The 13,039-nt window shown below is 69.7% G+C and carries 6 protein-coding genes and 2 rRNA genes; 3 read left to right on the forward strand and 5 right to left on the reverse strand.

From position 1 onward, the window contains the following. The first annotated feature begins 508 nt into the window (after window positions 1–508). Complete coding sequence (gene trpS, locus AB8735_RS18345) at window positions 509–1,507, forward strand: tryptophan--tRNA ligase (protein WP_372408468.1); 999 nt, start codon at window positions 509–511, stop codon at window positions 1,505–1,507. A gap of 4 nt (window positions 1,508–1,511) precedes the next feature. Here the strand turns inward: trpS and proC are convergent, their stop codons facing one another. Further along, complete coding sequence (gene proC, locus AB8735_RS18350; protein WP_344025032.1) at window positions 1,512–2,321, reverse strand: pyrroline-5-carboxylate reductase; 810 nt, start codon at window positions 2,319–2,321, stop codon at window positions 1,512–1,514. A 669-nt stretch (window positions 2,322–2,990) separates the two neighbouring features. On the opposite strand from proC, the gene AB8735_RS18355 reads away from it, so the two are divergent. Further along, a complete protein-coding gene (locus AB8735_RS18355) occupies window positions 2,991–4,493 on the forward strand; it encodes a SulP family inorganic anion transporter (RefSeq protein WP_344025040.1) in 1,503 nt (500 codons plus the stop codon). Window positions 4,494–4,514: 21 nt separating this feature from the next. Here the strand turns inward: AB8735_RS18355 and AB8735_RS18360 are convergent, their stop codons facing one another. After that, on the reverse strand, window positions 4,515–5,429 hold the full coding sequence (locus AB8735_RS18360; protein ID WP_372408471.1) for an NADP-dependent oxidoreductase: 915 nt from the start codon (window positions 5,427–5,429) through the stop codon (window positions 4,515–4,517). Between the two features lie 89 nt (window positions 5,430–5,518). Then, window positions 5,519–8,326: an AAA family ATPase gene (locus AB8735_RS18365; protein WP_372408473.1), complete on the reverse strand. Its 2,808-nt coding sequence runs from the start codon at window positions 8,324–8,326 to the stop codon at window positions 5,519–5,521. A 123-nt stretch (window positions 8,327–8,449) separates the two neighbouring features. Between AB8735_RS18365 and AB8735_RS18370 the strand changes: the two genes are divergently transcribed. Beyond that, complete coding sequence (locus tag AB8735_RS18370; protein WP_372408474.1) at window positions 8,450–9,391, forward strand: LLM class flavin-dependent oxidoreductase; 942 nt, start codon at window positions 8,450–8,452, stop codon at window positions 9,389–9,391. 74 nt (window positions 9,392–9,465) lie between these two features. Here AB8735_RS18370 and rrf read toward each other — a convergent pair. Together rrf and AB8735_RS18380 are read right to left on the reverse strand one after the other, a co-directional pair. Beyond that, window positions 9,466–9,582 (reverse strand): 5S ribosomal RNA (gene rrf / locus AB8735_RS18375). Between the two features lie 70 nt (window positions 9,583–9,652). Then, a 23S ribosomal RNA gene (locus AB8735_RS18380) occupies window positions 9,653–12,775 on the reverse strand. Between the last annotated feature and the right edge of the window lie 264 nt (window positions 12,776–13,039).

Genomic DNA, 13,039 nt, shown 5'->3' on the forward strand with positions numbered 1-13,039 from the left:
TTTCCAACCTTACCAGATCCGTTTTCCGTTCCGTTTCCGGCTCGGAATCCATTTCCGGTCCCCGTTGGAGGGGGTTTGTTTCCCGCCTTCCGCTTTCGCGTCCCGGCGTGATCACTACTTTAGCGGATTTCCCCGGCGACTCCTAATCGGAGTCCGGAACCGAATTCCGGCATGCCGAAATTCATCCCGTTCAGGGGCCGTGCAGTAGTGGATCCCGCCGAGCTGGCGTGAAACGCCGCCCCGGCTTCCTCGCGGACGCCGTGGCAACTCGAAGAACCCTACACGAGCCCGTAACCCTGATCAAACCCGTGGCGCAAGCGGATTCGGGAGCGTACGGTCGGGGGCATGACCCAGCACGTGTGCAAGCGCCAGTGGTGGCCCGCCTGACGGCGGCCACCCCTTCGCGCAGCTCGCGCACGCACCCCACGGCCGCCGCCTCGGCGGCCGTTTTTGCTGTCCGTGGCGGTGGTCCCTCGACCGAGACAAGACCGAGGAGACGAACCTCCCCATGACGCGCATCTTCAGCGGCATCAAACCGACCGGCCACCTCACTCTGGGCAACTACCTCGGCGCCCTCCGGCAGTGGGTCGAGTCGGACCAGCACCGTGCCGAGGCGATCTTCTGCGTGGTGGACCTGCACGCGCTGACCGTGGACCACGACCCCGCCCGGGTCCGCCGGCTCAGCCGCCAGGCGGCCACCCTCATGCTCGCCGCCGGGCTGGACCCCACCCTGTGCACCCTGTTCGTCCAGAGCCACGTCGACGAGCACACGCGCCTCTCCTATCTCCTGGAGTGCACGGCGTCCGACGGAGAGATGCGCCGGATGATCCAGTACAAGGAGAAGTCGGTGCGCGAGCGGGAGACCGGCGGCAGCGTGCGGCTCTCGCTCCTCACCTATCCCGTGCTCATGGCGGCGGACATCCTCGCCTACGGCGCGGACGAGGTCCCGGTCGGCGACGACCAGGCACAGCACGTCGAGCTGACCCGAGATCTGGCGGTCCGCTTCAACCAGCGGTACGGGCAGACGTTCACCGTGCCCAGGGCCGTGCTCCCGCCGGTCGCCGCGCGGGTGATGGACCTCCAGGACCCGACGTCGAAGATGGGCAAGTCGCACGCCGAGACCTCGGGGATCGTGTACCTGCTCGACGAGCCGGACGTGGTGCGCCGGAAGGTGATGCGCGCGGTGACCGACAGCGGCGCCGAGGTCGCGTACGACCGGGCGGCGAAGCCCGGGGTGACGAACCTGCTGGAGCTGCTGGCGGCCTGCACCGGCAAGGAGCCCGGGGAACTGGCCGCGGGCTACTCCTCGTACGGGGCGTTGAAGAAGGACACCGCCGACGCGGTGGTGGAGCTGCTGCGTCCGGTGCGCGAGCGGCACGCGGAGCTGTGCGCCGACCCGGCGTACGTGGACGGCGTCCTGCGGGACGGCGCCCGCCGGGCGCGGGAGCTGGCACGGCCCACGGTCGACGCGGCGTACCGGGCGATCGGCCTGCTCCCCGCCCGTTGAAGGATCAGCCGGTCCCGGAGGCCAGCTCGCGGCTGCGGTCACGGGCGGCCTCCAGGGCCGCGATCAGGGCATGCCGCACCCCGTGCTTCTCCAGCTCGCGGATGGCGTTGATCGTCGTCCCGGCCGGGGAGGTGACCGCCTCGCGGAGCTTGACGGGGTGTTCGCCGCTGTCGCGGAGCATGACGGCGGCGCCGATGGCGGCCTGGACGATGAGGTCGTGGGCCTTGTCCCGGGGCAGGCCGAGGAGGATGCCGGCGTCGGTCATGGCCTCGACGAGGAAGTAGAAGTACGCGGGGCCGGAGCCGGAGAGGGCGGTCGCCGCGTCCTGCTGGGACTCGGGGACGCGCAGTGTCTTGCCGACCGGCTTGAAGATCGCCTCGGTGCGCAGCAGGTGGTCCTCGGTGGCGTGGGTGCCGCCGGAGATGACCGACATGCCCTCGTCGACGAGGACGGGGGTGTTGGGCATGACGCGGACGACGGGGATACCGGCCGGGAGCCGCTCCTCGAAGAAGGCGGTCGGGACGCCGGCCGCCGCGCTGATGACGAGCCGGCCGGCGGGCAGGTGCGGGGCGAGCTCGTCGAGGAGGGCCGCCATGTCCTGCGGCTTGACGGCCAGGATCAGGGTGTCGGCGCGCTTGGCGGCGTCCGCGTTGCCGACGGCCTCGACGCCGTAGCGCTCGCGCAGGGCCTCGGCGCGCTCGGCGCGGCGCGCCGTGCAGAGCAGGTCGGCGGGCTTCCAGCCGGCCCGGATCATGCCGCTGAGCAGCGCTTCCCCGATCTTTCCGGTCCCGAGGACGGCGACTGTCTGGGCCACGGTGCTCACCTTTTCGCTGCGCTGGGCTTCGGGGCGGGCGGCCGGCGGTCCCGGTGGGCCGGCCGTCCGGTCATCTTCGCACCTCGCCCGCCGGCGTGCGGCCGCCGTCCGCCTCCGGCCGGGGGCGCCCGCGCACGGCAGCGGGGCACCGCGAGAAGGAGGGGCGTGTGATTCCCGGTATCCGCCGGAGTGAACGGAGGTAGCTCTTCCGACGGCACGATCCGGCGTTTACATCGTGGTAACACTCCGTCCCGTCCATGGCCCTGGGCCTTTGGACAGACTGTGACCGGGTGTTCGCGGCAGGATGCAGGAGGAGGCAGGGACGCACCCCGTCCCCGGGCGCGTACGAACGTCGTCCCCGGGCGTCATGCGAACGTCCGACCCCGACCGTCCGGTCCGACGTCCGGCCCCGACCATCCGGTCCGACGTCCGCCCCGGCCCGCTGCCCCTCCCCGCCCGCACTCGGCCTTCCGCATCGCGCCCGCCCCCGAGCGTCCGTGTCCACGACAGCCCGCACCGGCCGAGGCCCGGGCCGACCCCCAGGCCGACGACCCGTACAGGCTGCCCGATCCGCCCGCCCGTACTCGTCCCTTGACGGAACTTTGTCCCCGGTGCGCGGCGTGCGCGTCCGGGGCGCTGGAGGCGTCTCCCATGAAGCCCATGAAGCCCATGAAGCGCAAAGTCCTCGGCCCCGTCCTGACCTCCGCCTCGCGCCTCGGCCTCCCGGCCGGCCTGCGCGCCGATTTCTCCGCGTCGCTCGTCGTCTTCCTCATAGCCGTCCCGCTCTCCACGGGCATCGCCGTCGCGTCCGGCGTCCCGGTGGAGCTGGGGCTGATCACCGGGATCGTCGGCGGTCTGCTCACCGGACTGCTGCCGGGCAGCAGTCTGCAGGTCAGCGGGCCCGCCGCCGGGCTCACCGCGCTCGTGTACGAGGCCGTCCGCGAGTACGGCGTGGGGGCGCTCGGCATCCTGGTGCTCGCCACCGGCGTCGTCCAGGTCGCGATGGGCCTGCTGCGGATGGGCCGCTGGTTCCGGGCGGTGTCCGCGGCGGTGGTGCAGGGCATGCTCGCGGGCATAGGGGTCGTCCTGATCTCCGGCCAGCTCTACCGGCTCGCCGACGCCAACGCGCCCTCGGGCGGCCTGGAGAAGCTCGGCGGCCTCGCCCTGCTGCTGACCGAGACGCTCGAATCGCCGTCGGCTCTGGTCGCCCTCGCCGTCGGCAGCGGCACGGTGGCCGTCCTCGCGCTGTGGCCACGCTGGCGGCGCGGGGCCCGCGCGCTCCCCGCGCCGCTGGCCGCGGTCGCGCTGGCGACGGCCGCGGTGACCGCGCTGGACCTGCCCGTGGACCGGGTCCGGGTGAACGGGCTGCTCGCGGCGGTCGAACCGCCGGACGGGAGCGATTTCTTCCGGCTCGGCGAGATGGGTGTCCTGGGCACGGTCCTGGCGTTCGCCCTGATCGCCTCCGCCGAGGCGCTGTTCGGCGCGGCCGCCGTCGACCGGATGCACCCCGGCCGCCGCACCGACTACGACAGGGAGCTCATCGCCCAGGGCGCCGGCAACACGGTGTGCGGCATGCTCGGCGCCCTGCCCATGACCACCGTCGTCGTGCGCAGCTCGGCCAACGTCCGGGCGGGCGCGCGGACGAAGGCGTCGCGCGTGCTGCACGGCCTGTGGCTGCTGGTCTTCGCGACGCTGCTGCCCTGGGCACTGGAGGCGATCCCGGTCGCCGCGCTGGCGGGAGTGCTGGTGCACTCGGGGTGGAAGCTGCTCCCGGGACGGGAGTTGGGCCGGCTGTGGCAGGACCACCGCGGTGAGGCCGCCGTCCTGCTCGCCACCACCACGGCGATCGTGGTGACCAACCTCTTCGAGGGGGTCGTCATCGGCCTGGCGCTGGCGACCTTCAAGGTCGCGTGGGAGATGTCCCAGGTGCGGGTGGAGACGGTACGGGCCGGCGACGGCTTCGTCCGGGCGCGCGTCATCGGCAACGCCACCTTCCTCCGGCTGCCGAAGCTGCTGGACGAGCTGGAGTCGCTGACCCGGTCGGGACGGGACGTCGTCGAGCTCGACCTCCGCGGGCTGCGCTACATGGACCGGGCCTGCCGGCAGGCGCTGGACGACTGGGCGGGACGGCACACCGTCCTCTTCGAGGGCGGCGGCATGATGGCCGTCTGACCGCCCGCCCTTCCCCGCCGCTCACCCGACGAGCAGCACCACCTTGCCCCGCCCGTGCCCGCTTTCCACGTCGCGCTGCGCGTCCGCGGCGCGGTCGAGCGGGTAGACGGCCCGTACGTGCCAGGCGAGTTCACCGCGCGCGTACCGTTCGGCGAGCCCGGCCAGCCGGGCCGCCGAGCGGGCGGGCGGAGTGGTCCGCACCCCGGCCGCCGCCGCCCGCTGGTGCTCGACGAGGGTCAGCATCCGGCTCCGGTCGGCCACCAGGTCCAGCGACAGGTCGAACGCCTCCCCGCCCGCGCCGTCGAGGACGCAGTCGACCCCCTGCGGCGCCAGCTCCCGGATCCGTTCGACGAGCCCCTCGCCATAGGCGACGGGGAGCGCGCCGAGGGAACGCAGGTATGCATGGTTGGCCTCGCGCGCCGTACCGATGACCATCGCGCCCCCGGCACGCGCCAGTTGGACCGCCGCACCGCCCACCGACCCGGCCGCGCCGTGTACCAGCAGGACCTCGCCCTCGCGCGGGGCGATCGTCTCCAGGGCGATGTGCGCGGTCTGCGTCCCGGCGGTGAATCCGCCCGCGACCTCCCAGGGCATCGTGGCGGGCTTGCGGGTCACCTGGTCGGCCGGCGAAACGATCAGCTCCGCGTACGCCCCGAGCTGCCCGAAGCCCAGCACCTCGTCCCCGGGCGCCCAGGCGGTGACGCCCGGGCCGACCTGGTCGATCACCCCGGCGAACTCGTTGCCGGGGATGCGCGGCAACGGCCCGGAGACGCCCGGCGGCGTCCAGCCGGCGCGCACCGCGCAGTCGTACGGCTGGACACCCGCCGCCCGCACCCGGACCCGCACCTGCCCCGGGCCGGCCTGCGGCTCCTCGACCTCCTCCACCCGCAGCACCTCGGGGCCCCCGGGCTCGTGGAACAGCGCTGCTCGGCTCATCGTCCGTCTCCTCCGCATCGCCACGGCCCTGTCGCCGTGTGCACTGATCACGACGGTAGGGAGCGGGGAGCCGGAGCGAATCCGTAGCGCTACGGTAGGGGCGCCGGCCCCTCGAATCCGCCGTCCAGGGCGGCGAGTTCGCGCCGGGAGCCGACGCCGAGCTTCGGATACGCCTTGTACAGGTGGTACTCCACGGTCCGCGGGCTGAGGAAGAGCCGGGCGGCGATGTCGCGATTGCTGGTCCCGGCCGCGGCGAGGCGGACCACCTGGCGCTCCTGTGGCGTCAGGGCGGCCAGCGGATCGGGACGCGCCGCGGGCGCGGCCGACGCCGTCCCGCCCACCGCCCGCAGCTCCCCGCGGGCGCGTTCGGCCCAGGGCACGGCGCCCAGGCGCTCGAACGCCTCCAGCGCGTTCCGCAGCCGCGGCCGGGCTTCGGCCCGCCGCCGGGCCCGCCGCAGCCACTCGCCGTACAGCAGCTCCGTACGGGCCTCCTCGAACGGCCGGCCCGCGCCCCGGTGCCGGTCGAGCGCCGCCGAGTAACGTTCCTCCGCCGCCTCTTCGGGCCCGGTCAGCGCCGCGCAGCGCAGGGCGACGGCGGCGGCCCACGGCTGCCCGCCCGCCTCGGCCCAGGCGCTGAAGACGGCCAGCTGCCCGGCCGCCCGCTCCGGGAGACCGGCCCGTACGGCGGCCTCCACCAGGTCACCGGTGGCCGGCAACAGGACGACGGCCGCGACCGGGCCACCGCGAAGAGCGTCCTCGAACCGGCCCAGGGCGCGCTCGGGCCGGCCCAGTCCGAGGTCGAGGAGACCGAGGACGGCCGCGGAGGCCTCACCGGCCGAACGCCCGAGCGCCGCGCGGCACTTCTCCTCGTCGCCGGCGAGCGCCGCGACACGGGCGGCGACCCGGTCCGCGACGGCCAGCAGCCGACGGGCCGGCAGGGGGCCGGCCGGCCCGGCCGCGTCCGCCGTCGAACCGGCCGCGTCCTCGGCCTCCGCCGCCGTCGCGGCCGCCTCCCGCACACGCCCGGTCGCCAGCTGCACATCGGCGAGCGGCCGCAGCACCTCCGGCAGCGACAGAACGGTGCTGCGCGCCAGACAGCGGGCCGCCTCGGCGGTGGCCAGCCCGAGCACCGCATCGTCGTCGCCGAGCAGGACGGCGCAGTCGACGGCCAGGAGGCGCAGAAGATGCGAACCGGGATTGTGTCCACGGATCTCGTCGACGAAGCAACGCAGCGCCGTCACCGGGCCGTTGAAGTCCGCCTCTCCCGTCCCGACACCGGACACCAGCCCCGCAAGTGCCGACAACGCCGCCATCGCCGACTGCTCCGACCGCACCCGGGCCGCCGCCTCGGCGACCCGGCCGACCAGCGTCCCGTCCCCCGCCGCCCACGCGCTGCGCGCGGCGAGCACCAGCATCGGTACGAGGGGGCCGGGATCACCGCCGACGTCCTCGCCGCCGCCGAGCAGCTGCTCGGCGTGGTCGAGCAGAAGGTACGCCGCGGTGCGCGGATGCCCGCCCACGTCCTCGACGGCGCCCCGCACCATCCCCAGCCCGGCACGCAGCGTCCGGTCCTCCGTCAGCTCCGTCGCCCGCCGGGCCAGCCCGTCGGCCTCCGCGATCCGTCCTGTCACGACGGACACCTGGGCGGCCGACAGCAGGCGCCGCGCACGGTCGAACGGCAGTGGGCTGAGCTCCGAGGCCCGGCGGTGGGCGGCGGCCGAGGCGGCGAACGCGCCCCGCTCCCAGGCCGATTCACCGGCGCGGTCGAGCCGGGCCGCCACCTCCTCGTCCGGTCCGGCGGCGGCCGCGGCCAGGTGCCAGGCCGTACGGTCGGGGTCCCGGACGGCCCCGTCGGCCCCGGCGAGCGCGCGGTGCGCGGCCATCCGCTCGACGGGGTCGGCGCCCTGGTAGGCGGCGGCACGGATGAGGGGGTGCCGGAAGGCGACCGCGGCGTCGGTGAGCGTGACGAGCCCGGCGCGTTCGGCCGCGCGCAGGTCCTCGGGCCCGGCGCCGAGCGCGCGGGCGGCCGCGAGGACGGTACGCAGCTCGCCTCCGCTCTCGGCGGCGGCGACGAGCAGCGCGGTACGAGCCGTCCCCAGCCCCTCGATGCGGGCCCGGTAGGCCTCCATCAGGCGGGCGGGGACGGGCAGTTCGCCGGGGATCGGGGTGGCGCCCGCCCGCTGGCCGGGGGTGAGCGACCGTACCGTCTCCACGAGCGAGAGGGGATGTCCGGCCGACTTCTCGACGACCGTGGTCAGCACCCCGTCCGCGAGGTCCGGTGCCCGGTCGGCGAGGAGTTCGGCCGCGGCCTCGGGGGCGAGCGGGCCGAGCCGCAGCTCGGGCACGCCCGGCGCGGGCGACGGCCGTGCGTCGTCGGGCAGGTCGTCCCGGGCCGCGAGGAGGACGGCCACGGGCTCGTCGCCGAGCCGGCGCGCGGTGAAGAGCAGGGCCTCGGCCGAGGAGGGATCCAGCCACTGGAAGTCGTCGACCAGGCAGAGCAGCGGCTGCTCGGCGGCCAGGTCGGAGAGCAGGGTGAGTACTGCCAGCCCGATGCGGAAACGGTCCTCCGGCGAGGCCTCGGCCAGACCGAACGCCCCGCGCAGGGCGCCGGCCTGGGGACCGGGCAGGGCCGCGAGCCGGTCCTCCGTCAGCACGGGACGCAGCAGCAGGTGCAGTCCGGCGAAGGGCAGGACGGACTCGGCCTCGGTGCCCGTGGCCCACAGGACCCGCACCTCGCTCCCCGCCGTCCTGGCCCTTCGAGCCGCCTCGGCCAGCAGTTCCGACTTGCCGATGCCCGCCACACCGCGCACCAGCAGGGCACCGCCCCGCCCCTCCCACGCGCGCGCCAACAGCGCGGCGACAGCGGCGTGTTCGGCCTCCCGTCCGTACAGCACCATGCGACGGCCCCTGCCTCGATCGACGTTCCCCGTACCCCGCAGATCAGCCGGGCCATCCCCGCAGCCCTACCCCCGTAGTCCTACGGATTCGCCGTCTGACCTGGGAAGACTACGTTCTGGACCATGACACGGACGACCCCCATCACCATCGGCGTCTTCGCCCCGGCGCTCACCCTCGACCCGGCCGCCGCCCCCGGTGAGACCGCGGAGGCGGCCCGCCTCGCCGAGAAGCTCGGCTTCGAATCCCTGTGGACCAGCGACCTGTTGACCGGCCGCTGCCCGATGCTCGACCCGCTGCTGGTGCTGGGCGGCGCGGCCGCCGCCACGACGCGGCTGCGGATCGGCACCGCGGCCCTGGTGCCCGCGCTCCATCCACTGCCCGGACTGGCCCAGCGGCTGGCCACGCTCCAGTACATGGCCGACGGCCGGCTCCTCGTCGGCGTCGACGCCGGGGACAGCCCGTGGGCCCGCTGGCGCGGAGGCCTGAAGGACCCGGCGGCCTGGCGGGCGACGGGCATCCCCTTCGAGGAACGCGATGCCCGCCTGGACGAGGCGCTCTCCCGGCTGCCCGGCGCTCTGAGCGGCGAACTGGGCCAACTCGACCCCGCACAGCCGGACTTGAGGCTGACCGTGCCGGCCGAAGCACCGCCCCTGCTCATCGGCGGCGAGAACGAGGCGGCCCTTGAGCGAGCCGTCCGGTACGGCGACCACTGGTTCCCGGCGCTCGCCTCTCCGGCCTGGCTGACGGAGAGAATCACCCGGCTGCGCGAGCGGGCGGAGGACGTCGGTCGTCCGATGCCGGGCGTCACCGTGGCCCAGCCGTTCGGCCTCGGTGGCGTCGAGCGGCCGGGCGGTCCCGATCTGACCCGGACCGCGGCCAACGCCTTCGGCATTTCGAAGGAGAGGGCCGAGGCCATGGTCTTCGACGGGAGCCCGGAGCAGGCTGCGGAGCGGATCGTGGAATTCGCCGAGGCCGGCGCGGACCGGATCGTTTTCAGCACATACGACCCGGGCTGGCGGAAGCAGTACGAACTGCTGGCCGAGGCCGTGGAGTTGTTGCCGTAACGGCGATGAACGCAGAAAAGCCTCGGGTCCGAATCAGATTTCTCCGACTCGGACCCGAGGCTTTATCAAATTTAGTTCGGCGGCGTCCTACTCTCCCACACGGTCCCCCATGCAGTACCATCGGCGCTGAAAGGCTTAGCTTCCGGGTTCGGAATGTAACCGGGCGTTTCCCTAACGCTATGACCACCGAAACACTACGAAACACACAACCGGCAATGGTTGTTCGTGGTTTCAGAACCAACACAGTGGACGCGAGCAACTGAGGACAAGCCCTCGGCCTATTAGTACCAGTCAACTCCACCGGTTACCCGGCTTCCATATCTGGCCTATCAACCCAGTCGTCTACTGGGAGCCTTACCCCATCAAGTGGGTGGGAGTCCTCATCTCGAAGCAGGCTTCCCGCTTAGATGCTTTCAGCGGTTATCCCTCCCGAACGTAGCCAACCAGCCATGCCCTTGGCAGAACAACTGGCACACCAGAGGTTCGTCCGTCCCGGTCCTCTCGTACTAGGGACAGCCCTTCTCAAGACTCCTACGCGCACAGCGGATAGGGACCGAACTGTCTCACGACGTTCTAAACCCAGCTCGCGTACCGCTTTAATGGGCGAACAGCCCAACCCTTGGGACCGACTCCAGCCCCAGGATGCGACGAGCCGACATCGAGGTGCCAAACCATCCCGTCGATATGGACTCTTGGGGAAGATCAGCCTGTTATCCCCGGGGTACCTTTTATCCGTTGAGCGACGGCGCTTCCACAAGCCACCGCCGGATCACTAGTCCCGACTTTCGTCCCTGCTCGACCCGTCGGTCTCACAGTCAAGCTCCCTTGTGCACTTACACTCAACACCTGATTGCCAACCAGGCTGAGGGAACCTTTGGGCGCCTCCGTTACCCTTTAGGAGGCAACCGCCCCAGTTAAACTACCCACCAGACACTGTCCCTGATCCGGATCACGGACCCAGGTTAGACATCCAGCACGACCAGAGTGGTATTTCAACGACGACTCCACACACACTGGCGTGCATGCTTCACAGTCTCCCACCTATCCTACACAAGCCGAACCGAACACCAATATCAAGCTATAGTAAAGGTCCCGGGGTCTTTCCGTCCTGCTGCGCGAAACGAGCATCTTTACTCGTAGTGCAATTTCACCGGGCCTATGGTTGAGACAGTCGAGAAGTCGTTACGCCATTCGTGCAGGTCGGAACTTACCCGACAAGGAATTTCGCTACCTTAGGATGGTTATAGTTACCACCGCCGTTTACTGGCGCTTAAGTTCTCAGCTTCGCCCCACCGAAATGGAGCTAACCGGTCCCCTTAACGTTCCAGCACCGGGCAGGCGTCAGTCCGTATACATCGCCTTACGGCTTCGCACGGACCTGTGTTTTTAGTAAACAGTCGCTTCTCGCTGGTCTCTGCGGCCACACCCAGCTCAGAGTGCAAGACTCATCACCGGACATGGCCCCCCTTCTCCCGAAGTTACGGGGGCATTTTGCCGAGTTCCTTAACCATAGTTCACCCGAACGCCTCGGTATTCTCTACCTGACCACCTGAGTCGGTTTAGGGTACGGGCCGCCATGAAACTCGCTAGAGGCTTTTCTCGACAGCATAGGATCATCCACTTCACCACAATCGGCTCGGCATCAGGTCTCAGCCTTAACGTGTGACGGATTTGCCTACCACACGGCCTACACCCTTACCCCGGGACAACCACCGCCCGGGCTGGACTACCTTCCTGCGTCACCCCATCGCTTACCTACTACAAGTCTGGTCCGTCGGCTCCACCACTTCCCTTCACCCGAAGGATCCAGGACGGCTTCACGGACTTAGCATCGCCTGATTCGATATTGGGCGTTTCAAAGCGGGTACCGGAATATCAACCGGTTGTCCATCGACTACGCCTGTCGGCCTCGCCTTAGGTCCCGACTTACCCTGGGCAGATCAGCTTGACCCAGGAACCCTTAGTCAATCGGCGCACACGTTTCCCACGTGTGTATCGCTACTCATGCCTGCATTCTCACTCGTGAACCGTCCACAACTCGCTTCCGCGGCTGCTTCACCCGGCACACGACGCTCCCCTACCCATCCACACACCCGTTAGGGCTGTTGTATGAATGACACGACTTCGGCGGTACGCTTGAGCCCCGCTACATTGTCGGCGCGGAATCACTTGACCAGTGAGCTATTACGCACTCTTTCAAGGGTGGCTGCTTCTAAGCCAACCTCCTGGTTGTCTCTGCGACTCCACATCCTTTCCCACTTAGCGTACGCTTAGGGGCCTTAGTCGATGCTCTGGGCTGTTTCCCTCTCGACCATGGAGCTTATCCCCCACAGTCTCACTGCCGCGCTCTCACTTACCGGCATTCGGAGTTTGGCTAAGGTCAGTAACCCGGTAGGGCCCATCGCCTATCCAGTGCTCTACCTCCGGCAAGAAACACACGACGCTGCACCTAAATGCATTTCGGGGAGAACCAGCTATCACGGAGTTTGATTGGCCTTTCACCCCTAACCACAGGTCATCCCCCAGGTTTTCAACCCTGGTGGGTTCGGTCCTCCACGAAGTCTTACCTCCGCTTCAACCTGCCCATGGCTAGATCACTCCGCTTCGGGTCTTGGGCGCGCTACTGGGTCGCCCTATTCGGACTCGCTTTCGCTACGGCTTCCCCACACGGGTTAACCTCGCAACACACCGCAAACTCGCAGGCTCATTCTTCAAAAGGCACGCAGTCACGACACCGAGTGCAAGCACTCGATGCGACGCTCCCACGGCTTGTAGGCACACGGTTTCAGGTACTATTTCACTCCGCTCCCGCGGTACTTTTCACCATTCCCTCACGGTACTATCCGCTATCGGTCACCAGGGAATATTTAGGCTTAACGGGTGGTCCCGCCAGATTCACACGGGATTTCTCGGGCCCCGTGCTACTTGGGTGTCTCTCAAACGAGCCGCTAATGTTTCAGCTACGGGGGTCTTACCCTCTACGCCGGACCTTTCGCATGTCCTTCGCCTACATCAACGGTTTCTGACTCGTCCAACAGCCGGCAGACTGTTGAAGAGAGATCCCACAACCCCCACGACGCAACCCCTGCCGGGTATCACACGCCGTAGGTTTGGCCTCATCCAGTTTCGCTCGCCACTACTCCCGGAATCACGGTTGTTTTCTCTTCCTGCGGGTACTGAGATGTTTCACTTCCCCGCGTTCCCTCCACACTGCCTATGTGTTCAGCAGCGGGTGACAGCCCATGACGACTGCCGGGTTTCCCCATTCGGACACCCCCGGATCACAGCTCGGTTGACAGCTCCCCGGGGCCTATCGCGGCCTCCCACGTCCTTCATCGGTTCCTGGTGCCAAGGCATCCACCGTGCGCCCTTAAAAACTTGGCCACAGATGCTCGCGTCCACTGTGCAGTTCTCAAACAACGACCAGCCACCCGTCACAACCTGCCGAAGCAGACCTACACCGGGGCCGGCAGAAGGAACAGCCTCTCGGCCGTACCCTCAGACACCCAACAGCGTGCCCGACACCCTCCACCCAGGACTCACGTTCCACGCCGAAGCAGTACTAATGATCCCTTCCGGAAAGTGCCGAATAGTCAACGTTCCACCCATGAGCAACCGTGCAGAACGTTTGTCTGCAGTCGGCTATGT

It is taken from the genome of Streptomyces luteireticuli, from assembly GCF_041519305.1.
In the GTDB taxonomy this organism is placed as follows: domain Bacteria; phylum Actinomycetota; class Actinomycetes; order Streptomycetales; family Streptomycetaceae; genus Streptomyces; species Streptomyces luteireticuli.

Coding starts and splice junctions, on each gene's coding strand:
- AB8735_RS18365 (WP_372408473.1), bottom strand. CDS start 8,326: ATGGTGCTGTACGGACGGGAGGCCGAACACGCCGCTGTCGCCGCGCTG.
- AB8735_RS18360 (WP_372408471.1), bottom strand. CDS start 5,429: ATGAGCCGAGCAGCGCTGTTCCACGAGCCCGGGGGCCCCGAGGTGCTG.
- trpS (WP_372408468.1), top strand. CDS start 509: ATGACGCGCATCTTCAGCGGCATCAAACCGACCGGCCACCTCACTCTG.
- AB8735_RS18370 (WP_372408474.1), top strand. CDS start 8,450: ATGACACGGACGACCCCCATCACCATCGGCGTCTTCGCCCCGGCGCTC.
- AB8735_RS18355 (WP_344025040.1), top strand. CDS start 2,991: ATGAAGCGCAAAGTCCTCGGCCCCGTCCTGACCTCCGCCTCGCGCCTC.